This is a genomic window from Streptomyces violascens, assembly GCF_014649955.1.
Lineage (GTDB): Bacteria > Actinomycetota > Actinomycetes > Streptomycetales > Streptomycetaceae > Streptomyces > Streptomyces violascens.
This window is the reverse complement of sequence record NZ_BMUA01000003.1, coordinates 352,218-373,813: the sequence shown is the minus strand read 5'-3', so window position 1 is coordinate 373,813 and position 21,596 is coordinate 352,218. Positions and strand designations below refer to the sequence as shown.

Here is a 21,596-nt window from a genome sequence, read left to right as displayed (position 1 = left end):
TCAGCTCCCCGTGGGGCGGACGAGGCAGACCGCGGTGCGCAGCAGGATGCACAGGTCCTGCCACAGCGACCAGTGGTCGATGTAGTAGTTGTCGTAGCGGGCCCGGTCCTCGATCGAGGTGTCGCCGCGCAGCCCCTGCACCTGGGCGAGCCCGGTCAGCCCGACCGGCATCCGGTGGCGGGCGGCGTAGCCGGGGTGCGCCTGGCTGAACTTGGCCACGAAATACGGGCGTTCGGGCCGGGGGCCGACGAGGCTTATGTCGCCGCGGATCACGTTCCACAGCTGGGGCAGCTCGTCCAGGGACGTACGCCGCATGAAGCTCCCGGCCCGGCTCATGCGCTGGTCGTCGGCGATGGTCCAGCGGGTGGCGGCCTCGTGCGCGGTGTCGGGGCGCAGCGTACGGAACTTGAGGAGGGTGAACGCCCGCCCGCCGAGTCCGATCCGCTCCTGCCGGAACAGCACCCCGGGCCCGTCGCTGCGGCGCAGGACAAGGGCACACACCGCGAGGACGGGGGCCGCGACGATCAGCGCGGGCACGGTGACGGCGAGGTCGAGGAGCCGCTTGAAGAACAGGGCGGGCGCGGTGGCGGGGGCAGTGGTCAGCGGGCGGCAGGGGAAGGCGGCCACCTCGTCCGACTGCTGACGGGGTACGGCATGGCCGGGTGCGCGCGTGTCCAGCTGCCACAGGGTGCAGCCCAGGGCCTCAAGCAGCGCCGGGGACACGGAAGTCGAGGCCTCGTGGGTGAACAGGCAGTCCTGCACCCCGTTCTGGATGACGGCGCGCTGGACGTCCTCCAGACTGCGAAGCACCGGCACGGGCCCCGCCTCGACGGCACTCTCGGACGGCGGCACGACCATCCCGACCGGCCGGATGCCGCCGCTCGACTGGCGAACCAGAGCGGCCGTGACACGGACGGCGCTGGCCGCCGGGCCCACCACCAGGGTGGGCCGGGGCCTGCGGACGGCCTGCCGGCGCCGCAGCCACAGCGCGGCGCCGCGCCCCGCGCAGCTCACCAGTGTCTGGACGGCACAGCCCGTCGCGACCGCGGACACCGCGAGCGGCGCGGCGGACGGCTCGTGGACCAGCGCGCTCTGGTGGGCGAGCACGGTCGACAGCAGGCACCAGGCGATCAGGGCGCGGAAGGACAGCGCGGGCACGTCGGCGAGCACGCCCCGCGCCATCGTCGGCCGGTAGAGCCCGGCCTGGGCGTTGAGCACGAGCGCCGCGGCCACGAGCAGCGCGGCGGGCCCGGGCGGCAGCCCGGAGTACGGCAGCACGAGCATGCCGAGCAGCCCGGCCGCGCAGTCCACCGCGAGCAGGGCGGACACGAACGCCCGTCCCGCGCGCGGGCGCCCGGCCGGCAGGGTGAAGTGGTCCGGCGCCTCGCGGGGCGTGACCACCGAAACGGTTCCCGATGACATCCCGGTGCCGTGGGACGGCCCCCCGGCGGACGGGACGATGCTTTCCGCGGTCACTGGCTGATGCGTTCCCTGTGCTCGGAGCGCTGCAGGGCGGCCACGTCGCGGTACACCTCCGCGATGCTTCGGGCCGTCTGCCGCACGTCGTGGGTGGTGGATACGTGCTCGTGCCCCTGGCGGGCGAGGACGGTGCGCAGCGCCGGGTTGGTCAGCAGATGCGTCATCGCGCGCGCCAACCGGGCCGGTTCGTCCGGCGGTACGAGACAGAGGGGGGCGTGTCCCGGCGCGAGGCTCTCGGCCGAGCCCCCGACGTCGGTGACCACCACCGGCCGGCCGCACGCCATCGCCTCCAGGGGGGCGAGCGCCATCCCCTCCCAGCGCGAGGGCAGCACGACCAGATCGGCCGCCCGGTACCAGGCGGCGGTGTCGGACACCGACCCGACGAAGGACACCGAGCGGGGCGTGCACGCGCGCAGCGCCGCGAGGTCCGGACCGTCGCCGACCAGCACGAGATGCGCGCCGGGCACCGCCTCGCGCACGTCCTGCCAGGCGCGGAGCAGCACGTCCTGGCCCTTTTGCCGGCACAGCCGACCGACACAGACCACCAGGGGTGCGTCGTCGGCGGACGGTGTGTCGTCGGGCGCGCGGTAGTGGTCGAGGTCGACGCCGTTGGGGATGACCGAGCAGGGTGCGAGGACGCCGGCCCGCAGCCCCGTGGCCCGCTCGCCCTCGCTGACGCACACGACCCGTGAGGTCCAGCGCACGGCGGCGCGCTCCCAACCCCGGGAAAGCCGCGCGGTGATCCCGCCGACCGCCTCGAACGACCAGGCGTGCGGCTGGAAGACGGTGGGCACCCTGCCGCGCACCGCGAGCCGCGCGGCAACGCCGGCCTTCGCGCTGTGCGCGTGGATGACATCGGGACGTACGCGCCGGATCAGGCGGGCCGCCCGCAGCGTCTCGCCGAGCAGCGCGGGGCCGGGGGAGCGGGTGGCCCGCCAGGGGTGCACCCGGGCACCCAGACGGGCCAGTTCGGCGCTCAAAGGGCCGGCCTCGGGGCATGCCACGGCGACCCGGAATCCGTCGCGCAGCTGGTCCCGCACCAGGTCCGTGACGACTCGGGCCACGCCCCCCTCAACGGGCTGGACCACGTGCAGGACACTCAGGCCCCCCGAGGACCCCGGCCCACCGGGCCCGCCCGGGGAGTTCGCTCTCGTCGGCATGCGCGGTCACTCCGGTCTGGCGCTCGAAATGAAAGCTGAACAAATGATGCTGCCGGGCTCGCCTCGCGGCGTCCCGCCCTGTGAATTACGCATAACCGGTCCTCCGGCTGCCAAGTTCCCCGCGCTTTGATCTACCCGGGGCGGCGGGGAGCACTGTAACCGTATTTACAACCTGGTTCCGTCATGAATGCGTACGCCGGAGTGTCTCCTTCGGGGGATCGCGCGTATCCAGTTGACGGCCCTGTCGTTGTATCGGTGGCCTGATCTCCAACCGAAAGGGAAAAGCGGTGAATCGAATGGCCAAGTCCGCCGTGTCGACGGGCGCCGGCGCCGCGATCGTGCTGCTCGGAGCCGGTATGGCGGCGGCCACGGGACACGGGGACGGGGCGAGTGCCGAGGGCGTTGCCGAGGGCTCGCCGGGCGTCCTGTCGGGCAACATGCTTCAGGTCCCGGTCCATGTACCGGTGAATCTGTGCGGAAACACGGTGTCCGTGATCGGTCTGCTGAACCCCGCATTCGGCAACACCTGCGTCAACAAGTAATCCGCAGGGGTGACGCCCCTGGACCATGGAGGCGGCCGGCGTTCACGGTCCGGACCCGCCCTTTGGCCGATTTCGCGATCTCCGAAACCCCGGTTCACCCGTTAGAGGCAAAACCGTGGGCCCGGGGGCCGCGTTGGGGTCTAGGTCGAGTGACCACACCCGGTCAATGACTTTCTCAATCTAGGAGTGCTTCTCCATGTCGCGTACCGCGAAGGCCCTGGTCCTGTCCACCGCTGCCGCCGCAGCCATCGCCGGTGGGGCCGGCGTCGCTTCCGCCAATGCCGACGCGCATGGCGCGGCCACCCACTCCCCCGGTGTCGTCTCCGGGAACGCGGCACAGGCCCCCGTCCACATCCCTGTCAACGTCTGCGGCAACACGGTGACCGTGATCGGTCTGCTGAACCCGGCGTTCGGCAACACCTGCGTCAACAAGTAGTTACTCGCCGAAGCCCCGGCCGCTCCCCTTCCCGGAGCCGCCGGGGCTTTGTGCTGCCCCGGATGGCGGTAGATCACCAAGGTGCCCCGGGCACGGAGTTGTACCAGCTAGATGCAGTGCGGTGCGGATCTGACGGTCCGACAGGACGGCCATGCGGTTGCGGGGGTTCCGGTGCCCGCGGACGGTGAGAAGAATTCACACGCCTCACCGAAGGAGGACCGTTTCATGCGCGTACGCACACCACGGCGACTGGTCGCCGTGGCTCTTTCGACCGTGATCGTCATCGGATCCGCTGAAACGGCGATGGCCGCCGACTTCCAGCCGCCGCGATCGGTCCGTGCCGACGTACCGGTACCGGGTGCCGACGCCCTGCTCGCACAGATCAAGCAGCTGGGCCCCGTCGGGCCACTGCTCTCGACCGTGACCGACCTGCTGAACGGCGTGCTCGGCGGGGCGTCCCCGGCCGATGCCGCGGCGCTGGCCGCCAAGGCGACGGCCGCCCTCGACGCGGTCAAGTCGGCGGCCCCGGCGGCGCCCACCGCCCCCGGGCTTCCGCTCGGCGGACCGCAGAAGTCCGGCGCCCCGATGGACATCAAGGACGACGCGATCGCGGCGGCCAAGAAGGCCATCGCCGACCTCATCGCCGCCGTCACCAAGGGCGATGTCGTCGCCATCCTGGCCGCGGCGACCGCGGTGCTCACCGGCCTCATCGGCGTCATCCTGGCCATCCTGCTCGGCAGCGGCCTGCCGCTGCCCGCCCTGCCGGGCCTCCCCCTGCCCAAGCTGCCGGCACCCCTGCCCGTCGCCTGATCCGTATCCCCGCCGAGAGCGCCGGCCTGCCGTCGCGACCGGCGCTCTCGGCTGTCCGGAAGCCGACAGAGACCCCCCAACTCCCCTTCCTCGCACGGCAATTAATGAAATCCCATACGAGTATCTGCGGGTTTCCGAAATTCGCGGGCAGCCCATGAATCGGTGCCCGAAGGGTTTCCCAATCGTCCGGGAGTCGTTACTCAGGGCGAAGCAGCGCAATGCTTTCAGAGACACGCACGGCGCCAGCGGTGTGCGGTGCGTGCAGCCAATTCGGCGATCCAACTCGCCGCGGAAGGAATGATGATGAAGTCGATGAAGGTTGCTGCGGCACTCGCCGGCTCCCTCGCGGTCGTGGGCGCGGCGGCGCCGGCCTTCGCGGCCGGCAACATCACGCCACCGGCGGCGCCGGCCTTCAAGGCCGGTGAGCTCACACCCATGAGCCTCAACGGCGGCCTCGACACCATCGCCCAGAACGTCGCCGAGGCGAACCTGGCCGACGCGCAGCCCATCCACACCACCCTGTTCACCTCCGAGAGGGACGACTCGCTGGGTCACACCGTGGTCGGCACCGCCAAGAGCATCAGGAAGACCGACGCGGCAACCAGTCCGGACCAGCTCATCGGCGGCCTCCCGGTCGGCTGATCACCCCATGCTCATCCCCACGCATTGATCACCGCATCTTGATCTCCCCCATGGTGAACTCCTCTTTCCCGACAGTGAATTGATCGGACAATCGGCCCGTTCATGCGCTGTACGAGGGAAAGACAATAAACCCGGCGTGTTCACTTCCGGTGCCTCCTGGGCGTCTGCCTACGCTGAGGCCATCCCGAACGGAAGGTTTCACCATGAACACAGCCAGGAAGACCGCTCTGGCGTTTGTCGCCGCGGGTCTTGTCACGGGCGCCGCTTCCGGTGCCGCCTTCGCCGATGCGGGTGCGCAGGGTGCGGCCGCGCACTCGCCCGGCGTCATTTCCGGCAACGTGGTGCAGATTCCCCTGCACGTGCCGGTCAACGTGTGCGGCAACACCGTCAGCGTCATCGGCGCCCTGAACCCGGCATTCGGGAACGTGTGCGCCAACTCCTAGTGGTTGAACGCCGGTTCACGCCGGTCGCGTAGTGCAGGACGGGCGGCTCCGTGGAGTTGGGGATTCCGGAGCCGCCCTGCTGCGTCCGGGCGCGGAAGGGCCGGCGACGGGCCCGGGAAGGGCCCGGAAAGGGCAGCGAGGCGCTGCGAGGGGGCGCGAAGGCGGTTTCATCCGGACGGGTGACGGCAGCGCAGCACGGTGCCCGGAATGTCCTAGAGTCCCGGCATGACTTCAGCCATCAGCGCCGTAGAGCCGTCCAGGGCCGTCCTGTTGGGCTCGCTCGTCGTCATCGCGTGGAGCGGCGGACACCCCGACGAGGGCGATGATGTGCCGTTCCTCATGGCGTACCCGCTCGGTGACGGGACCGAGGGGCCCGAGGGCGCTGAGACCGCCGCGCGGGCGCTGCTCGACGAACTGGGCATGCCGGCCGGCAGCGTGCTCGACAAGGACCGCGGGGCCGCGCTCCCGGTGGCCCTCGTCGTCCAGGGCGGCCAGGCCGTCCTGACCATGCCGTCGCTGACCGTCCAGTGCCCGGTGCCGCCCGAGTGGCTCGTGGCGGCCGAGAGGCGCGGCACCGTCCAGTTCATGTTCGCCACCCGCTCCTGGCCCGATGCGCTGCCCGGAATCGCCGTCGGTGACGAGCGGCTGAGGGCGTTCGCGGGCGACGCGGACACCATCTCCACCGCCGGCCACTGCGTCCTCCCCGTCCGCCGCCTGCGCGGCTGACCCCGCCGCCGGACAAGAAGTGGAGACGACAGCCATGCCCACTCCCGGGACGATCCCGCACCAGGCGCCGGCCACCGATCCGTCCGGCCCGCCGCCGCCGGGCCGCGCCCGCTTCGGCGCTGGCCGCGGCTTCGCCTGGCTGGTCGTGCTCACCGGCGCGGCCGGCCTGCTCGCCTCATGGGTCATCACCCTCGACGAGTTCGAGCTCCTCAGGAACCCGAACTTCGTACCCGGGTGCAGCCTCAACCCGGTGATCTCCTGCGGCAGCGTCATGAAGAGCGCCCAGGCCTCCGTCTTCGGCTTCCCGAACCCCATGCTGGGCCTGGTCGCGTACGGGATCGTCGTCTGCGTCGGCATGAGCCTGCTCGGGGGCGGCCGGTTCGGGCGCTGGTACTGGCTGACGCTGAACACGGGGGCGTTGGCCGGGGTCGTCTTCGTCAGCTGGCTCCAGTTCGAGTCGCTCTACCGGATCGACGCGCTGTGCCTGTGGTGCTGCCTGGCGTGGGTCGCCACCATCGTCCTGTTCTGGCGGGTCACCGCGCTCAACGTGGGCAACTCGGCCTTGCCTGCGCCGAGGTGGGCCAGGCCGCTGTTCGCCGAGTTCGGCTGGGCCGTGCCCGTGCTGCACATCGGGGTGGTCGGGATGCTGATCCTGACCCGCTGGTGGGACTTCTGGACCGGCTGAGACCGGCAGGAACGTTGGGCCGACCGCGTGAATCGCCCGCGCACGCCGACACGCCACGTGAGCGGAGGCGTTGACTCCACTGACCAGTCGCATGGTTGAAGCCTCCCCGGGCCGTGCAACCAGTACCGGCCCGGGGAGAGCCCGCCCGCTGCCGTGCCGTGAGGCGGCAACCGTTTCCTGTGACTCCGGGCGTCGTTGAACCGGCATCGAACAAGGAGAGCGGACGCTTGGACGGGCCCCGGAACCACGAAGGCTTCCGGGGCCTACGCATGTGCCGGACGAGTCCGCGCGAGCGAGCACGAGGGAGACGCCGATGAACGACGCGACACACTTCTGGCACGCATACCGGACGGGCCGCACCCGCCCCAGGGGCCGAGCCCCCGAGCCCACCCGGCCCGGCACGCCCCCGCCCCGCACCACCTGGCACATGGCCCGGCGTAGCCTGTTGCGCGCCCTGTTCGCCTCGGCGACCGTCGCCTTCACCGCGGCCGCGCTCTCCCGCATCCCGGCCGCCCGGGCCTACGGCGAGCCCGCGGGCGCGGCCACGCCGCAGCCGGACGACGGGTTCACCTTCGACGAGATGTACGCCGGGCACCGCATCCAGGGCTGGCCCATCGAGGCCGACGGCGCCTCGGTCACCGCGTTCGTGGACGGCCGGCAGCTCGACCTGATGCGCCGCGCCGACGGCAGCTACCTGAGCTCCGTCGACCACTACGAGTCGTACGCCACCGCCCGCGAAGCCGCACGCGCCGCCGCGGCCGAGCTCGGCGCCGCCCGGCTCGCCTTCGTACCCGTGCACGGCCACGAGGAGGGAGCCGCACGTGGTGTACACGCGTAAGAACCAGCGGAACCTTTCGAGCGCCGAACGCCGGGCCTTCGTCAGCGCCGTACTCGAACTCAAGCGAACCGGCGTGTACGACCAGTTCGTGCGGACCCACATCGCGTTCTATGTCTCGGACGGCGACGCCGGGCTGCGGGTCGCGCACATGGCGCCGTCGTTCCTGCCGTGGCACCGCCAGTTCCTGCTGGTTTTCGAGCAGGCCCTGCAGCGGGTCAACCCCCGTGTCACGCTGCCCTACTGGGACTGGACGCAGGACAACTCGCCCGCCTCCTCGCTCTGGGCCGAGGACTTCATGGGCGGCAACGGGCGGCGTGGCGACTTCCAGGTCATGACCGGTCCCTTCGCGTACGCCCGCGGGCAGTGGGAGATCTCGGTCAACGTCACCGAAGGCCGCTTCCTGGCCAGGGACGTGGGCCGCCCCTCGCGCCCCATCCGCCTGCCCACCCCCGCCGACGTGGACCGCGCACTCGCCGATCCCGTCTATGACGTCGCGCCGTGGGACTCCACCAGCAGGACCGGGTTCCGCAACAAGATCGAGGGCTGGACGACGGCTTCGGGCGAGGCCCGGTTCCGCAACCACAATCAGGTGCACCGCTGGGTCAGCGGCACCATGCTCGGCGCGGCTGCCGTGAACGACCCCCTGTTCTGGCTCCACCACGCGTACGTCGACAGCCTCTGGTCGCGCTGGCAGGACGCACACCCCGGGTCCAAGCGCTATCTCCCGGAAGTACCGCCCCCGGAGGGGGACCCGCAGCACGGCCGGGTGGCCTCGCTCAGGGAGCTGATGCCGCCGTTCGACGTCACGCCCGCGTCGGTCCTGGACCACAGCGGGATCTACCGATACGCCTGACACGGCGACGGCCTCCCGGGGGAAGAATTCCGGGAGGCCGCTGGTACTGCTGGGTTGCATGACCGGCCGACCGCCGCCAGGGCGCCCGGCCGGAGGGCGGGGATCTACTCCCCGTAGCCGCCCTCGTTGTGGCTGTCCTCGTTGACGCAGGTGTTGCCGAACGCCGGGTTCAGCAGCCCGATGACGTTGACCGAGTTGCCGCAGAGGTTGACCGGGACGTGCACCGGAACCTGGAGCAGGTTGCCGGAGAGGACTCCGGGGGAGTGCGATGCGACGGCCTCGGCGCCAGCGTCGGCTGCGGCAATACCCGCACCGGCCAGCGCCACGGCGCCCGCTCCGGCGACGACAGCGGCCGTCTTCGCGATACGAGACATCAAAGTTCTCCTTGAATGGACACGCGACCGCAGACTCGCAGTCGTCATTTCACTTCAACGTGTCGATCGCTCATAAGTAACGGACGCCTGTGTCCAAAACGGTTCTGCACCGGTCACCGGCGCGACGGGCTCCTTCGCGCTACTTCTCGCACTTGCTCCGCGAAGCCCGCCGGGTGAGCGCGACCGCCGCCGCCCCTGTGACGATCGCGCCCGCGCTCAGCGCCCCGAGCAGGGAGGCCTTGGATCCGGCGCCGGTGTGCGCGAGGTGCGGCGGGGCCGACGGGGACGCGCTGGTCCAGGGCGTGCCCGGCGTCGTCTGCTCCGGCGGGGTGGACGTCGGGTACGTCGGCGTGGGAGCCGGCGTCCAGGGGGCGGAGGGAGACGTCGAGGGTGTGGTCGGCGGCGTGCTGGCCGGCGGAGTGCTGGCCGACGGGGTCTCCTCGCCCCAGGTCGGCTGGACCGTCGGGGTCGGGGTGGTCGTGTGCTTCGGCGGGGTGGAGGTGGAGCCCGGCGACCACGGAGTCTGCGGGCCGGAGCCGTGCTCCTCGGTGCCGCCGTTGCCGGGGGGCTGCTCGCCCCACTTCTCGGCGATGGCGAGATGCGCGAGGTGAGGTCGGGGAGCGGCCTCGGGCCCGTTGGCCGAGTCGTTTCCCTTTCCCTCCCCGGCGTCGGAGTGCGGTGCGCACGTGCTGTGCGGCGAGGCCGGGACGGGGTGGTCCGCGGCGTACGCCGCATATCCGGTGCCCAGCACGGAGACCAGACCCGCGACGAGAGCGGCCCGCGCTGCGGGACCCGTGAACTTGTACATGCCTGCGACCCTTCAACAGTAAATCCGGAGGGAGAATCAGATGCTGATACGCATAATTGGGATCAGCGCTGACGCGACCCCTGGACCACGCGAGCCGCGACCGGCAGACAACCCGTCCGGCGCAGCCCGCGCCCCCACACGGCGCAACCCGCGGCGTGCTGGGATGCCGCACGTCACCTCGCGCGATAGGCACGTGCGGCCTCCGGATGGGCGGCGCACTCCCACACGCCGTGCGGGCAGTAATCGGTCAGGGTCTGGTAGACGGGCCGGTAGGTGCGGAACCAGCGGGCCATTTCGCGCATGTAGTCCGCGTCGTCCCCGTTGCGGAAGAGCCCCCACTCCGGATACGAGACCGGCTTGTGGTGCCGGGCGGCGAACCGCACCTGCGCCCGCAGCCCGTACGGCTCCTCGACCTGGCCGAGGAACGTCAGGCCCTCGGGCTGGTCGTAGGAGTCCATGCCGATGATGTCCACATAGGCATCGCCCGGATAGCAGTCGGTCCAGGGCACGGCGTCCCGCCCCCGGCTCGGTGCGAAGTCGAACCGGAACCGTCGGCCCGCCACCGTACGCATCGCCGTGACGATCCGGCGCCAGTACGTCTGCCACGCACCGGGGTCGGGGGCGCACCGGTGGGTATAGGTGACGCCGTTCATCTCCCAGCCCAACACCACGATGGTGTCGGTGAGTTGAAGGTCCACCAGGTGCTGGGCGAGGCGCCTGAAGTGGTCGTCGAAGGCGCCGCGGGCACCCTGCCCGAGCAGCGCGCGGACCTGCTCGTCGGACAGGCCCTCCTCGCTGTGGTCCAGCATCGGCACATTGAGGACGAAGACCCGGTCCGCCCGCTGGTGGCGCCAGCGGGCCCAGGGCGCGAGCAGTCCCGGCGGGCCCTCGATGTCGCGCCACGTACCGCCCGGCAGATAGGTGTGGCCCGCGAGCAGCAGGCCCTGGCCGCGCCACTTCTCGACCTCCGCGAGCCTGCCGATGCCGGTCGCGTCCGACCCCGTGAAGACGCCCGCCGCGGTGCGGGACGCGGGAGGCAGCGGGCCCTGCCGGAGGCTTTCGGACGCGAGCGGAACCAGCGCCGACAGCAGCAGGACCAGCGCACACAGCGCGGCCTTCCACGAGGGCGGGATGCTCCGGGGCGAGGGGGCCATCGGTCGAGGCCTTCCGGCGGGCCCGGGTCTCAGTTGGCTCCGGTCGTGCCGCCTCCGCGCTGGAGGGCTCCGCTCATCATGGCCATGCCGTTGCTGAGCGCCTCGCCGACCCTGCCCTGCCCGCCGAGCACCTCGGGCCGGCCGAACTCGGAGACCTTGCCGTGTCCCGCGCTCGAGTCGGTGCCGTGTCCCGCGCTCCCGTCCGCCGCGGCGATGCCGGGCGCGGCCAGGAGCAGGAGCGATGCCGCGACGGTGGCGGCCTTCAGATGGTGGTGAATGTTCATGCCCGGTACAACGCCGCGTGCGCGGGGAGGGCACGGATGCCGGGCCGGGCCCGGCGATTCAGGGCTTGGTCACATCAAATGCGAAATGCTGCTTGCGTACGCGGTGGTCGAAGTTGGAGGTGCCCAGCTCGGGTTCGCCGAGGGTGCGCAGGGTCAGCGGCCTGGTCAGCAGTTCGCGCAGGACGGCCTTGATCTCGAGCCGTGCCAGATGCGCCCCGAGGCAGTAGTGCGGACCGCCGCCCCCGTACCCCAGATGCGGATTGGGATCGCGCGTGATGTCGAAGGCGTCCGGGTCGGCGAACACGGAGGCGTCGCGATTGGCGGACGCGTAGAGGAGCATCACCTTGTCGCCGGGCAGGAAGGTGTGGCCCGACATCGCATAGCGGGTGGTCACGGTCCGGCGGAACTGGATGATGGGCGTCGAATGGCGCACGATCTCGTCGACGGCGCCGTCCGCGTACTTCTCGAAGTCCGAGAGCAGCAGGGCATGTTGATCGGGATTGTTGATCAGCAGAGCCAGCGCATGGGCGATCGCGTTGCGGGTCGTCTCGACACCTGCTACGAGCAACAGCGAGAAGAACGAACCGAGTTGACGGTACGTCAGCCGCTCGCCGTCCAGGTCGGCGCACACCAGAGCCGAGATGAGGTCGCCGGTGGGGCGCCGCCGCCGCTCGCGGCCCAGCCGGGCCACCGTCAGCTCCATCCGGGCCAGCGCCCGCAGCCCCTTGCCCGGGCTCAGCAGGCGGGCGCCGAGACTGCGCCGTACGCCCGCGTGCTCGGAGGCCCGGTCGATCTGCCGGGCGATGCGGTACCGGTAGGCGTCGGGGACGCCCAGCATCGCGCAGATGACCTCGAACGACATGCGGGAGGCCACCGCCGAGACGAACTCGTCGGGCCGTTCGGCGACCATGTCGTCGACGATGCGTACGGCGAGCTCACGGATGCTGGCCTCGGTCTCGGCAAGCAGGCGCGGGGTGAACGCCTGCTGGACGATGCGACGCAGGCGGGTGTGGTCGGCGCCGTCGAGATTGACCATCGAATCGCCGAACACCGCCCGCACCCAGCGGGCCGGCTCAGGCGAGGTGACGCCCGGGGCGCTCGCGAAGACACGCGGCAGCCGGCTCGCCTTCAGGACGTCGGCGTGCCGGACCAGTGCGTAGAAGCCCCGCTCGGGGCGGTGCCGGGTGGCCCGGCGCTCGGTGAAGAACACCGGGCGCGGCTCGCTGCGCAACTCCGCGAAACGCGCCAGGCGTTGAGCGGGCGGCTGCTTCCAGAATGCCGGGTCGGCGAGATCGGCGGCGGGGGCCGGGAGGGTCCGGGGGTGGTTCACGCTCGCACCGTCCTGGCCGCCGCGCGGCCTTCGTGCACGGGAGTCGGGGGCGGGTCGGGGTTCAGCTCACCAGCGCGTGACCGGCACGCACCGCGTCGTTGGCGGCCGTCACCGCCTCGGTCCCGGCCCGCACGCCGTTCTTCAGGGCGGTCACCTTGCGGCCCAGCCTGTCCCCGACGGCGGTTTCGGCCGCGGGCTTGACCTGCGCGCCCGCGGCGCTCGTGGTCCTGGCCGCACTGCTCAGGGTGTTGCCCAGGTCGAGGGCGTGGGCGCTGGGGGACAGGGCGGCGGCGAGCGCGGTTCCGGCAGCGGCGGCCGCAAGGTATCGACGTACGTTCATGTCGGCTACAACGCCCGAGCCGGGCCAAGGGCACGCCCCGTCAATACGAGCACGCCGTATTGACTTCGCATTGCTGCAAGCGTTGCTGCAAGCAGGCGAACTTTGCAGTGATCGAGGTGCCGGGGTCGTTCTTGCAGGGCGACACGGCAGCGTAGGCCAGGGAAGGAACACAACACCCATGGGAATCACCTCACGTACGGGACTGGCGGGCGTCATGGCCTGCATGGCGACCGCGGCAGCGGTGGCGCCGGCCGCGGCGGAGGTCCCGGCCGTTCCGATCGCCCCTCCCCTCTACGTTCTGAACAACGTCCTCCCGTTCGACGCCCCCACCCTGCAGACGGGCATGCCGCTCCCCATCCCCGGGGCGCCGAACGGCCCGCGCTATGTGAAGGGCAAGCTCCTGCCGACGAACATGGTCCCGGCCATCCCGTTCGACAGCGCGATGCCCGACACGCACATCAGCACGCCGCTGCCCAATCCGCTGACTTCCGGCAACCTCGGCACCCCCGAGCTGGTCAGCCCCAGCTCCGAGCTGCGCGCCGCCACCCCCGGCGCGGAACTCGGCGCCCCCATCGGCCGGCCTGAGCCCGGCCGCCTGCCCGGGGTCACCACGCCCTCGGCCGGCGTGAGCGCACCCGCCGTCCAGGGCGACCCCGACGCCACCGCGCTCCTCTGAAATCCTTCAAGTCTGCCTCTACGCACCGGAGTTGGCCCATGGCCCGTCCGTCAAGGAACGTCCTCGCCACGGCGCCGCTCGGCAGGGCCGTCGCAGCGCTGCTCGCCGTCACCGCCGCGGCCCTGTTGTCCGGGGGTGCCTCGGCGTCTCCCGGCCGGCCCGACCCGCACGGCGTGGGTGCCGACCAGGGCGCGCTGCCGCCGTGGCCCGCACCCGCCGACGCCTCCGCCGCGGTCGCGGCGGCAGGCCTGGAGATGCTGTCCGCCGAGGGCACGGTGCAGCACACCCACACCCACCTGGACGTCCTCGTCGACGGCAAGCCCGTCACCGTCCCCGCCTCGATCGGCATCGACGAGCCGCGCCGCCGCATCAGCCCCGTGCACACCCACGACACCAGCGGCGTGATCCACGTCGAGTCGCCGCGGCCGGCGGTCTTCACGCTCGGCCAGTTCATGGCCGAATGGCGGGTGCCGCTCTCCGCGAACCGCATCGGCGGCCTCCACGCCGGCGGCGGCCGCCACCTCACGGCGTACGTCAACGGCCGCAAGACCCCCGGAAACCCCGGGGCGATCGTGCTGCGCGCCCACGACGAGATCGCCCTCGTCTTCACCCGGGACGCCGACACCGGGCCCGTACCCGAGACCTACGACTGGCCGCAGGGCCTCTAGGGCATCTCCCCGCGCGAGTGGCCCGGTCGGCTGCTCCGGCAGAACGTTTCTCCGCACCGGTCGTTGGACCGCGCGGAACAGGATCCGTGTCGCGGCGCGGACAGTGCGCCAGCAGCTCCTGCCCGGGGTTCTACTCCCCCCGGGCGGGAGCTGTTGCCTTGTGCGACCGGGCTGTTCGGGCAGGTAGGCGTTTCGGGTGAGAGCCGGGGGCGACCGTGTCCGGTGCTGCCGCTCCCCGTTGTGCAGGCGTGATCTCAACACGACGAATCGCCACAGTCCTTGTCGTCGCCGCCGGTGCCGCGGGCCTTGCCGCTTCCACCGCGAGCGCCGAGAGCCCCGTAGACCGCCTCGTCAAGGCGGCCGACCCGGCCACCGAGCTCGACGCCATCGCCACCAGTAACATCCCCGAGGAGTACCGGGCCCAGTTCCCCACGACCAGGGACCAGCTGGCCGGGCTCAGCCGCCTCAACGACGCGAACAAGGTGACGCAGGTGGCCGACCAGGCGGCCCCGCTCACCAACCTCGTACCCGAGGTGGGGTGACGGACTCCCGCGTACGCGGACGAGACACGGGCGCGCCCGGAACACGGAGTTCCGGGCGCGCGCCTGTGCCGTTCTGACCGGGGTGCAGGTCAGAGGATGTGGATCAAGTCGTGCTCGTGGTCCCCCCATCCCCACCCCCATCCCCATCCGCCGTGCCCGCCGTGCCCGTGACCCCCCTCGTCGTCATCATCGGCCACCACGCGAGGGGCGGGTTGCGGGGCCGCCTGTGCGGACACGGCGGCGGGGACTATTACGGCGGCGGAAAGCGCGACCACAACGGCGGCGCGTCGTATGAGGCTCACGATGAACTCCACATGTCGGTGGACAAACCTGACAATTACGACGCTAGCTCGAACGTGGCACAGTGTCGCGCTGAGTGGTCTAACGACTACTCCACGCGTGCGGTCCGCCTTCCCTCTCCCGGCTCAGTGGGAGATGTCCGTGATGTCTGCGTATCCCTCGATGGAACGCGGATCCCGCGCACCCGGGCCCACATAGCGGGCCGACGGCCGCACCAGACGGCCCGTCCGCTTCTGCTCCAGGATGTGCGCCGACCAGCCCGCCGTCCGGGCGCAGGTGAACATCGACGTGAACATGTGCGCCGGGACCTCCGCGAAGTCCAGGACGATCGCCGCCCAGAACTCCACGTTCGTCGCGAGGACACGGTCGGGCCGCCGCGCGTGCAGCTCGTCCAGGGCCGCCTTCTCCAGCGCCTCCGCCACCTCGAAGCGCGGCGCGCCCAGCTCCTTCGCGGTGCGGCGCAGCACCCGCGCGCGCGGGTCCTCGGCGCGGTAGACGCGGTGGCCGAAGCCCATCAGGCGCTCGCCGTTGTCGAGCGCCTGCTTCACGTACGCGGTCGCGTCCCCGGTCCGCTCGATCTCCTCGATCATGCCGAGCACGCGCGAGGGGGCACCGCCGTGCAGCGGACCCGACATCGCGCCGACCGCGCCGGACAGCGCGGCCGCCACGTCCGCGCCGGTCGAGGCGATGACGCGGGCGGTGAACGTCGAGGCGTTCATGCCGTGCTCCGCGGCGCTCGTCCAGTACGCGTCCACCGCCTTGACGTGCTTGGGGTCCGGCTCGCCGCGCCAGCGGATCATGAACCGCTCGACGATGGACTCCGCCTTGTCGATCTCCCGCTGCGGCACCATCGGCAGGCCCTGCCCGCGCGCCGACTGGGCGACGTACGACAGCGCCATGACGGCGGCCCGGGCCAGGTTGTCGCGGGCGGTGCGCTCGTCGATGTCGAGCAGCGGTTTGAGGCCCCACACGGGCGCCAGCATGGCCAGCGCGGACTGCACGTCCACCCGGATGTCCCCGGAGTGGACGGGGATCGGGAACGGCTCGGCGGGCGGCAGGCCGGGGTTGAACGCCCCGTCGACCAGGAGTCCCCACACGTTCCCGAACGAGACGTGGCCGACCAGGTCCTCGATGTCGACGCCCCGGTAGCGAAGGGCGCCGCCCTCCTTGTCCGGCTCGGCGATCTCCGTCTCGAACGCGACGACTCCCTCAAGTCCGGGTACGAAGTCGGACATCAGGCGGCTCCTCAAGATGTGTGCGTCGGGCTGCGGGCGGGCCGTGCCGCCCCGGGTCCCTCGGTCATGCCCCGTACGACGGTCAGGAATCCCGCCGGAGGCTTCACGCGTGTATGGAGGCCACAGTGGCCCAGCCGAGAGTTTGGCGGGTCCCGCCGATGCGGGGAAGCGTGACATCCGGCACACTGCCCCAATTCGGCGGCACAGGGTTAACGCCCCGCCGCCGCGGGCACACTGGCCCCCCGCCCAGGCCATGGCGGCGGTGCGGCAGGATGGGTCACGTGACCGACCTGGACCCCGCAGCGATGCGCGAGCAGTACCGCACCACCGTCCTCGCCGAGGAGGATCTGGCCGCCACGCCCATGGGGCAGTTCGCGCGCTGGTTCAAGGAGGCCGTGGCCGGCGGGCTGCACGAGCCCAACGCGATGGTCGTCGCCACCGCCACCCCCGACGGGCGCCCCTCCACCCGCACGGTGCTCCTGAAGTCCTATGACGAGCACGGCTTCGTCTTCTTCACCAATTACGCCTCGCGCAAGGCCACCGAGCTCACCGCGAACCCGTACGCCTCGCTGCTCTTCCCCTGGCACCAGCTGGCCCGCCAGGTCATCGTCACCGGGACCGCCTCCCGCGTCCCGCGCGCCGAGACCGAGCGCTACTTCCGCAGCCGCCCGCACGGCTCGCAGCTCGGCGCCTGGGCCAGCGCCCAGTCCGCGGTGATCGCCTCCCGCGCCGAACTGACCGTCCGCTACGAGGAGTTGGTGGCCCGCTACCCCGAAGGCAGCGACGTCCCGGTCCCCGAACACTGGGGCGGCTTCCGGATCAGCCCCGAGACGGTGGAGTTCTGGCAGGGCCACGAGAACCGCCTCCACGACCGGCTCCGGTACGCGTCGGACGGCCCCACCTGGCACGTGGAGCGCCTCGCCCCCTGAGCCCGGGCATGCGCTTCCCGCCCCCGGACATGCAGAAACCCGCGGGCTCGGGTTCCTCCGAAGAGAAGCCGGCCGGACGTACCGGCGAGCCCGCGGGTCGGTGACTGCTTGGGAATTCGGCCGGCGTCATGCCGGCACCGCACAAAGAGTGCGACTGGCAGGCGTCAGCCCGCAGTCACCTCACGCGTCCGGTTTGCATACATCTGTCAAACCACCTCCCTTCTCGTGTGCACCACACATTAGGCAGCCCCTCGGCGCCCCTCAACCGATTTATTGGGTACGCGTTCATTGCGTACGCGCCCGCTCCGCCGCGCTGCGTTCCACGCAGAACTCGTTGCCCTCGATGTCGGCCAGGGTGAGCCAGCCCCTGCCGTCCGGGAGGCGGTGGTCGGCGAGGAGGGTGGCACCCAGGGCCACCAGGCGGTCGGCCTCCTCGTCGCGGGTGCGGTCCTGGGGCTGGAGGTCCAGGTGGATGCGATTCTTCACCGCCTTGCCCTCGGGCACCTGGATGAACAGCAGGCCGATGCCCTCGGCCTCGACGAGGACCTCCGGGTCGTCGGGCTCGTCCTCCTTGCTCACGGTGCCGCCGAGCGCCTCGGCCCAGAACGCGGCCAGGCGGTAGGCGTCGGCGCAGTCGAATGTCACATGGCGTACGAGAGAGGTCATGGGCGTCACTATGTGCGCGGCCCGGCGGGGCGTCCAGAGGCGGCCGGTAACTGCCGTTGGACGGAAGGGATTTCGCCGAAGTCGGTGTGGGGTGCGTCACGTTCGAGTTGAATGATCCGACGTGCGTACGTCTGCGCGTCAGCCGTGTGATGCGGCGACCACGTCCTGCAGGGGGTGCCAGGATGAGTGCTTCCCGGAGTGAGACCGCCAGTGCTCCGGTTCCGGACGGATCCGGTGCCGGGCCCGCGAATGCGGCCGCCCCGGAACCCGGCGGGGACCTTCTCGCCGCGCTGCTTGATGGGATGGACGCGGCCCTGTGCGCGTTCGACGCGGACGGCGTGGTCACCCACTGGAACCGCGAGGCCGAGCGGATCCTCGGCTGGGCGGCCGAAGAGGCTGTCGGGCGGCGGGGGTTCGCGGGCTGGGCGGTGCGGCCCGCCGACGCCGACGAGGTACAGGGCCGGCTCATGGCCGTCATGGACACGCCGGGCCGCCAGGTCCATGAGTTCGCCCTCCTCAGGAGGGACGGCGGTCGCGTCCTCGTCCGTACGCAGTCGGCGGGCGTGCGGGGCGCCGACGGGAGCCCGGCCGGGGTGTACTGCGCGTTCAGCGAGGTGCACGCGCAGATCGACCTGGAACGGTCCATCGCACTCAGCGAGGCCCTGTTCGAGGACGTGTCCTGGGGCGTCGTCCTGCTCGACGTCGACCTGCGGCCCACCGTCGTCAACGCCTACGCCGCCCGAGCCCTCGGTACCGGACGCGCGACCCTCCTCGGCCGCCCCCTGGGTGAGCTGATCGTCCAGGGCGTCGAGGACCTGGAGGGCGCACTCCAGCACGTCCTGTCCGAAGGCGCGCCGGCCAGCCCCGCCGAGGTGTGGGTCACGCTGCGCACCGCGGAGGGCGAGCGGCGGCGCTGCTGGCGCAGCGGGTTCCTCCGGCTGTCCTCGCCGCTCGCGGAAGAACCGGTTCCGCTCGGGGTCGGCTGGCTCTTCCAGGACGTCACCGACGCCCGGCTCGCCGAACAGGACGCCGACCGGCTCCGCTTCCGCTCCAACCAGCTCCACCGCGCCTCGCGGACCGCCGCCGAGTGCGAGGACCCGATGGAGGCGGCGACCTCCCACCTGGACTACGCCCTGGCCGGCTTCGCCGACCACGCCCTGGTGGACCTGGCCGTGGGCGAGCGGCTCGTACGGGCAGCCGCGACCCCGGCCGGCGCGCCCGGCCCGGCAGCTCCCGTGGTGGGCGGCGGCATCCCGGTCCGCTATCCGGCGGGCCACCCCGCGCTGCAGGCGATGGACCGGATCGGCTCCGTACGGGACAGCGCGGGCGGCGCGGACGAATCCTGGGCGGCGGAGCGCCAGTGGCCGCCGGACGCGGCCCACGCCCTGTGCGTGGTGCTGCGCAGCCGCGGCCGCACCCTGGGCGTCCTGACCTTCCTGCGCGGCCCGTCCCGCCCGGCCTTCGAACGCCCGGACGCGGCGTACGCGGAGAGCGTGGCGGGCCGGGTGGCCGGGGCGCTGGACCTTGCGCAGGTCCTGGGCACCTGAGCCACCCGCGAGGGCTGGGAGGAAGGCGTTGCGCAGGTCCCCGCGCGCCTGGCAGGACCGGTGCCGGGCCGGTCCGGCACCGGGAGGGTTCGGCTCAGTGGCGGAAGAAGATGCGGTCCCCGTACTCCGACATGACCCGCCCGTTCCACTCGTGGCCCCCGTCGACATTCCCCGAACGCAGCAACGGCGGCTCGATCCCTCGGGCGACCAGGGCCTCCACCGCGGCAGCCATCGTCGCCTGCATGAGCGCGCTGGTGACCACCGTGGACGCGGGCGCGAAGGGCGCCTCGATGCCCTCGTGGGTCAGCTCGGCGTCGCCCACCGCGATCTTGCTGTCGAGCACGATGTCGCAGTGGTCGCGCAGGAACGTACCCGAGACGTGCCGTGACCTGGTGCCCTCGGCGTACGCCAGCGAGGTGACCCCGACGACCTTGAGGCCGAGCGCCCGCGCGTTCATGGCCATCTCGACGGGCAGCGCGTTGCGCCCGGACAGGGAGATGATCACGAGGAGGTCGCCGGCCCTGGCGGGGCTGGAGTCGAGGACCGCGCCCGCGAGGCCGTCGACCCGTTCCAGGGCGGAGCCGAGCGTGGCGGGCATGACGTCGACGCCGACCACGCCGGGCACCGCGAGCAGGTTCATCAGGGCGAATCCGCCGGCCCGGTAGACCACGTCCTGGGCGGCGAGCGAGGAGTGCCCGGCGCCGAAGGCGAAGAGCCGGCCGCCCGCCTCGACGGTGTCGGCGACGAGGGACCCGGCGGCCGCGATGTTCAGCGACTCCTCGTCCCGCACCCGCCCCAGGAGCCCGATCGCGGCGTCGAAGAACTGACCGGCCAGCTTGCTCTCGCTCATCGCCGAGGACCCTTTCCGGGGTGGGGTAACGACCGTGCGCCGATCACGGTGCGGTCTGGACCTTTCCCCTGTCAATACGGGGTCCGCGGGCAGCCGGTCAAGATGGCGGGCGGTCGCTGCGGCACGGTTGTCAGTGCGATGCGTCAGAATTGGTTCAGGGCCAGCGGCACGACGTTTTTATGTCACAGCATCGAGGGGCACGTATGTCCGGACTGATCGACACCACGGAGATGTATCTCCGCACCATCCTCGAGCTCGAGGAGGAGGGTGTGGTCCCCATGCGCGCCCGCATCGCCGAGCGCCTGGACCAGAGCGGCCCGACGGTGAGCCAGACCGTGGCGCGCATGGAGCGCGACGGCCTGGTGCAGGTCGCGGGAGACCGCCACCTGGAGCTGACCGACGAGGGGCGCAAGCTCGCGACGCGCGTCATGCGCAAGCACCGGCTCGCCGAGTGCCTGCTCGTCGACGTGATCGGCCTGGAGTGGGAGCAGGTCCACGCGGAGGCCTGCCGCTGGGAGCACGTGATGAGCGAGGCGGTGGAGCGCCGCGTCCTGGAGCTCCTGCGCCACCCGACCGAGTCCCCGTACGGAAACCCGATCCCGGGCCTGGAGGAGCTGGGCGAGAAGGCCGAGGCGGACGCGTTCCTGGAGGACGGCATCATCAGCCTGGGCGAGCTCGACCCGGGCCCCGAGGGCAAGACGGTGATCGTGCGCCGGATCGGCGAGCCGATCCAGACCGACGCCCAGCTGATGTACACGCTGCGACGGGCGGGCGTGCAGCCCGGCTCCGTGGTGAGCGTGACGCAGTCGCCCGGCGGGGTCCTGGTGGGCAGCAGCGGCGAGGCCGCCGAGCTCGGCGCGGACGTCGCCTCGCACGTCTTCGTCGCCAAGCGCTGACCGGGTGCCGGGCAGGGCGCGCTGATCCGGGCGCGCCGAGCCGGACCGGATGCGGAATACCGAAGAGGCGGTGACGGAACGTCATCGCCCTTCCTCCCGGCGCCCGTTGGGGCCACTTCGTGAAGGCTGCGGGAAGCTTGCGGGGAAGGCCGGTTTCCGGGTGGAATGGCAGCGGCCGGGCGGATCGCGTGCGAGGCTGTGCCTTGAGGCATATGACCGCAGAGGCGTGCGGCAGGGGAGGGGGCGGCAGCATGATGCCGTTCGGACCACTTGCACCACCTTCGGCACCCCGGCCTGCCTGGGCGTCCGTGCCCGTACACCCGCTTCGGGAAGACCAGGGCCCCGGCGCCTCGCGGCGCCGGGGCCTGTCCTCCCCGGTGTCG

Annotated in this window: 26 protein-coding genes; 15 read left to right on the top strand and 11 right to left on the bottom strand. The window is 71.7% G+C overall.

Annotated elements, in window-relative coordinates; translation table 11 throughout:
* A complete protein-coding gene (locus IE206_RS10070) occupies window positions 1-1,422 on the bottom strand; it encodes a sugar transferase (protein ID WP_229853179.1) in 1,422 nt (473 codons plus the stop codon).
* Window positions 1,423-1,472: 50 nt separating this feature from the next.
* On the bottom strand, window positions 1,473-2,543 hold the full coding sequence (locus tag IE206_RS10065; protein WP_229853178.1) for a glycosyltransferase: 1,071 nt from the start codon (window positions 2,541-2,543) through the stop codon (window positions 1,473-1,475).
* Between the two features lie 392 nt (window positions 2,544-2,935).
* Between IE206_RS10065 and IE206_RS10060 the strand changes: the two genes are divergently transcribed.
* The 9 genes from IE206_RS10060 (at window position 2,936) to IE206_RS10020 (ending at window position 8,614) form a co-directional block, all read left to right on the top strand.
* A complete protein-coding gene (locus IE206_RS10060; protein ID WP_189961707.1) occupies window positions 2,936-3,181 on the top strand; it encodes a chaplin in 246 nt (81 codons plus the stop codon).
* Window positions 3,182-3,377: 196 nt separating this feature from the next.
* Window positions 3,378-3,617 carry a chaplin gene (locus IE206_RS10055; protein ID WP_189961706.1) on the top strand — a complete coding sequence of 80 codons (240 nt, stop codon included), beginning with the start codon at window positions 3,378-3,380 and terminating at the stop codon, window positions 3,615-3,617.
* Between the two features lie 225 nt (window positions 3,618-3,842).
* On the top strand, window positions 3,843-4,427 hold the full coding sequence (locus IE206_RS10050) for a hypothetical protein (protein WP_189961705.1): 585 nt from the start codon (window positions 3,843-3,845) through the stop codon (window positions 4,425-4,427).
* Between the two features lie 303 nt (window positions 4,428-4,730).
* On the top strand, window positions 4,731-5,069 hold the full coding sequence (locus IE206_RS10045) for a hypothetical protein (RefSeq protein WP_189961704.1): 339 nt from the start codon (window positions 4,731-4,733) through the stop codon (window positions 5,067-5,069).
* Window positions 5,070-5,272: 203 nt separating this feature from the next.
* Entirely contained in the window at window positions 5,273-5,512 is a 240-nt protein-coding gene (locus IE206_RS10040) for a chaplin (protein ID WP_189961703.1), read from the top strand.
* A 225-nt stretch (window positions 5,513-5,737) separates the two neighbouring features.
* Window positions 5,738-6,238, top strand: a complete 501-nt coding sequence (locus tag IE206_RS10035; protein WP_189961702.1) for a DUF5949 family protein — start codon at window positions 5,738-5,740, stop codon at window positions 6,236-6,238.
* Window positions 6,239-6,272: 34 nt separating this feature from the next.
* A complete protein-coding gene (locus IE206_RS10030) occupies window positions 6,273-6,923 on the top strand; it encodes a vitamin K epoxide reductase family protein (protein WP_189961701.1) in 651 nt (216 codons plus the stop codon).
* 313 nt (window positions 6,924-7,236) lie between these two features.
* The gene (locus tag IE206_RS10025) at window positions 7,237-7,761 is read left to right on the top strand and encodes a tyrosinase family oxidase copper chaperone (RefSeq protein WP_226598898.1); all 525 of its coding nucleotides are present in this window, start codon (window positions 7,237-7,239) and stop codon (window positions 7,759-7,761) included.
* Complete coding sequence (locus IE206_RS10020) at window positions 7,745-8,614, top strand: tyrosinase family protein (RefSeq protein WP_189961700.1); 870 nt, start codon at window positions 7,745-7,747, stop codon at window positions 8,612-8,614. The genes IE206_RS10025 and IE206_RS10020 overlap by 17 nt, the downstream gene beginning before the upstream one ends.
* A gap of 104 nt (window positions 8,615-8,718) precedes the next feature.
* Here the strand turns inward: IE206_RS10020 and IE206_RS10015 are convergent, their stop codons facing one another.
* The 6 genes from IE206_RS10015 to IE206_RS09990 form a co-directional block, all read right to left on the bottom strand.
* Complete coding sequence (locus IE206_RS10015; RefSeq protein WP_189961699.1) at window positions 8,719-8,988, bottom strand: chaplin; 270 nt, start codon at window positions 8,986-8,988, stop codon at window positions 8,719-8,721.
* 139 nt (window positions 8,989-9,127) lie between these two features.
* Window positions 9,128-9,796 carry a hypothetical protein gene (locus tag IE206_RS10010; protein ID WP_189961698.1) on the bottom strand — a complete coding sequence of 223 codons (669 nt, stop codon included), beginning with the start codon at window positions 9,794-9,796 and terminating at the stop codon, window positions 9,128-9,130.
* Window positions 9,797-9,969: 173 nt separating this feature from the next.
* Window positions 9,970-10,950, bottom strand: a complete 981-nt coding sequence (locus IE206_RS10005) for a glycoside hydrolase family 26 protein (RefSeq protein WP_189961697.1) — start codon at window positions 10,948-10,950, stop codon at window positions 9,970-9,972.
* Between the two features lie 29 nt (window positions 10,951-10,979).
* Window positions 10,980-11,234, bottom strand: a complete 255-nt coding sequence (locus tag IE206_RS10000; protein WP_189961696.1) for a hypothetical protein — start codon at window positions 11,232-11,234, stop codon at window positions 10,980-10,982.
* 58 nt (window positions 11,235-11,292) lie between these two features.
* Complete coding sequence (locus IE206_RS09995; protein ID WP_189961695.1) at window positions 11,293-12,564, bottom strand: cytochrome P450; 1,272 nt, start codon at window positions 12,562-12,564, stop codon at window positions 11,293-11,295.
* Window positions 12,565-12,625: 61 nt separating this feature from the next.
* The gene (locus IE206_RS09990) at window positions 12,626-12,904 is read right to left on the bottom strand and encodes a hypothetical protein (RefSeq protein ID WP_189961694.1); all 279 of its coding nucleotides are present in this window, start codon (window positions 12,902-12,904) and stop codon (window positions 12,626-12,628) included.
* Between the two features lie 178 nt (window positions 12,905-13,082).
* On the opposite strand from IE206_RS09990, the gene IE206_RS09985 reads away from it, so the two are divergent.
* The 3 genes from IE206_RS09985 (at window position 13,083) to IE206_RS09975 (ending at window position 14,790) form a co-directional block, all read left to right on the top strand.
* Window positions 13,083-13,580, top strand: coding sequence for a hypothetical protein (locus IE206_RS09985; protein ID WP_189961693.1), 498 nt, complete (start codon window positions 13,083-13,085; stop codon window positions 13,578-13,580).
* Window positions 13,581-13,618: 38 nt separating this feature from the next.
* On the top strand, window positions 13,619-14,248 hold the full coding sequence (locus tag IE206_RS09980) for a hypothetical protein (protein ID WP_189961692.1): 630 nt from the start codon (window positions 13,619-13,621) through the stop codon (window positions 14,246-14,248).
* A 248-nt stretch (window positions 14,249-14,496) separates the two neighbouring features.
* Window positions 14,497-14,790 (top strand): hypothetical protein, encoded by a 294-nt coding sequence (locus IE206_RS09975; protein ID WP_226598897.1) that lies wholly within the window; start codon window positions 14,497-14,499, stop codon window positions 14,788-14,790.
* A gap of 425 nt (window positions 14,791-15,215) precedes the next feature.
* On the opposite strand, the gene IE206_RS09970 is transcribed toward IE206_RS09975, so the two are convergent.
* Complete coding sequence (locus IE206_RS09970) at window positions 15,216-16,325, bottom strand: citrate synthase 2 (RefSeq protein ID WP_189961690.1); 1,110 nt, start codon at window positions 16,323-16,325, stop codon at window positions 15,216-15,218.
* 272 nt (window positions 16,326-16,597) lie between these two features.
* Here IE206_RS09970 and pdxH point away from each other — a divergent pair, with 272 nt between their 5' ends.
* The gene (pdxH, locus tag IE206_RS09965) at window positions 16,598-17,254 is read left to right on the top strand and encodes a pyridoxamine 5'-phosphate oxidase (RefSeq protein WP_226598896.1); all 657 of its coding nucleotides are present in this window, start codon (window positions 16,598-16,600) and stop codon (window positions 17,252-17,254) included.
* Window positions 17,255-17,539: 285 nt separating this feature from the next.
* On the opposite strand, the gene IE206_RS09960 is transcribed toward pdxH, so the two are convergent.
* Window positions 17,540-17,920, bottom strand: a complete 381-nt coding sequence (locus IE206_RS09960) for a VOC family protein (RefSeq protein ID WP_189961689.1) — start codon at window positions 17,918-17,920, stop codon at window positions 17,540-17,542.
* 182 nt (window positions 17,921-18,102) lie between these two features.
* Between IE206_RS09960 and IE206_RS09955 the strand changes: the two genes are divergently transcribed.
* The gene (locus IE206_RS09955; RefSeq protein ID WP_189961688.1) at window positions 18,103-19,467 is read left to right on the top strand and encodes a PAS domain-containing protein; all 1,365 of its coding nucleotides are present in this window, start codon (window positions 18,103-18,105) and stop codon (window positions 19,465-19,467) included.
* Between the two features lie 94 nt (window positions 19,468-19,561).
* Here the strand turns inward: IE206_RS09955 and IE206_RS09950 are convergent, their stop codons facing one another.
* Window positions 19,562-20,317: an SIS domain-containing protein gene (locus IE206_RS09950; RefSeq protein ID WP_189961687.1), complete on the bottom strand. Its 756-nt coding sequence runs from the start codon at window positions 20,315-20,317 to the stop codon at window positions 19,562-19,564.
* 203 nt (window positions 20,318-20,520) lie between these two features.
* Here IE206_RS09950 and IE206_RS09945 point away from each other — a divergent pair, with 203 nt between their 5' ends.
* Window positions 20,521-21,213 (top strand): iron-dependent transcriptional repressor DtxR, encoded by a 693-nt coding sequence (locus IE206_RS09945; RefSeq protein ID WP_189961686.1) that lies wholly within the window; start codon window positions 20,521-20,523, stop codon window positions 21,211-21,213.
* Window positions 21,214-21,596 lie beyond the last annotated feature (383 nt).

Bases quoted from the DNA above. Each gene is read 5' to 3' on its own strand.
- IE206_RS10005 (WP_189961697.1), bottom strand. From the start codon at position 10,950: ATGGCCCCCTCGCCCCGGAGCATCCCGCCCTCGTGGAAGGCCGCGCTG.
- IE206_RS09985 (WP_189961693.1), top strand. From the start codon at position 13,083: ATGGGAATCACCTCACGTACGGGACTGGCGGGCGTCATGGCCTGCATG.
- IE206_RS10050 (WP_189961705.1), top strand. From the start codon at position 3,843: ATGCGCGTACGCACACCACGGCGACTGGTCGCCGTGGCTCTTTCGACC.
- IE206_RS09960 (WP_189961689.1), bottom strand. From the start codon at position 17,920: ATGACCTCTCTCGTACGCCATGTGACATTCGACTGCGCCGACGCCTAC.
- IE206_RS10035 (WP_189961702.1), top strand. From the start codon at position 5,738: ATGACTTCAGCCATCAGCGCCGTAGAGCCGTCCAGGGCCGTCCTGTTG.
- IE206_RS10030 (WP_189961701.1), top strand. From the start codon at position 6,273: ATGCCCACTCCCGGGACGATCCCGCACCAGGCGCCGGCCACCGATCCG.
- IE206_RS10015 (WP_189961699.1), bottom strand. From the start codon at position 8,988: ATGTCTCGTATCGCGAAGACGGCCGCTGTCGTCGCCGGAGCGGGCGCC.
- IE206_RS10060 (WP_189961707.1), top strand. From the start codon at position 2,936: ATGGCCAAGTCCGCCGTGTCGACGGGCGCCGGCGCCGCGATCGTGCTG.
- IE206_RS10025 (WP_226598898.1), top strand. From the start codon at position 7,237: ATGAACGACGCGACACACTTCTGGCACGCATACCGGACGGGCCGCACC.
- IE206_RS10000 (WP_189961696.1), bottom strand. From the start codon at position 11,234: ATGAACATTCACCACCATCTGAAGGCCGCCACCGTCGCGGCATCGCTC.
- IE206_RS10040 (WP_189961703.1), top strand. From the start codon at position 5,273: ATGAACACAGCCAGGAAGACCGCTCTGGCGTTTGTCGCCGCGGGTCTT.
- pdxH (WP_226598896.1), top strand. From the start codon at position 16,598: ATGGGTCACGTGACCGACCTGGACCCCGCAGCGATGCGCGAGCAGTAC.
- IE206_RS09945 (WP_189961686.1), top strand. From the start codon at position 20,521: ATGTCCGGACTGATCGACACCACGGAGATGTATCTCCGCACCATCCTC.
- IE206_RS10010 (WP_189961698.1), bottom strand. From the start codon at position 9,796: ATGTACAAGTTCACGGGTCCCGCAGCGCGGGCCGCTCTCGTCGCGGGT.
- IE206_RS09990 (WP_189961694.1), bottom strand. From the start codon at position 12,904: ATGAACGTACGTCGATACCTTGCGGCCGCCGCTGCCGGAACCGCGCTC.
- IE206_RS09950 (WP_189961687.1), bottom strand. From the start codon at position 20,317: ATGAGCGAGAGCAAGCTGGCCGGTCAGTTCTTCGACGCCGCGATCGGG.
- IE206_RS09980 (WP_189961692.1), top strand. From the start codon at position 13,619: ATGGCCCGTCCGTCAAGGAACGTCCTCGCCACGGCGCCGCTCGGCAGG.
- IE206_RS09970 (WP_189961690.1), bottom strand. From the start codon at position 16,325: ATGTCCGACTTCGTACCCGGACTTGAGGGAGTCGTCGCGTTCGAGACG.
- IE206_RS09955 (WP_189961688.1), top strand. From the start codon at position 18,103: ATGAGTGCTTCCCGGAGTGAGACCGCCAGTGCTCCGGTTCCGGACGGA.
- IE206_RS10070 (WP_229853179.1), bottom strand. From the start codon at position 1,422: ATGTCATCGGGAACCGTTTCGGTGGTCACGCCCCGCGAGGCGCCGGAC.
- IE206_RS10045 (WP_189961704.1), top strand. From the start codon at position 4,731: ATGAAGTCGATGAAGGTTGCTGCGGCACTCGCCGGCTCCCTCGCGGTC.
- IE206_RS10055 (WP_189961706.1), top strand. From the start codon at position 3,378: ATGTCGCGTACCGCGAAGGCCCTGGTCCTGTCCACCGCTGCCGCCGCA.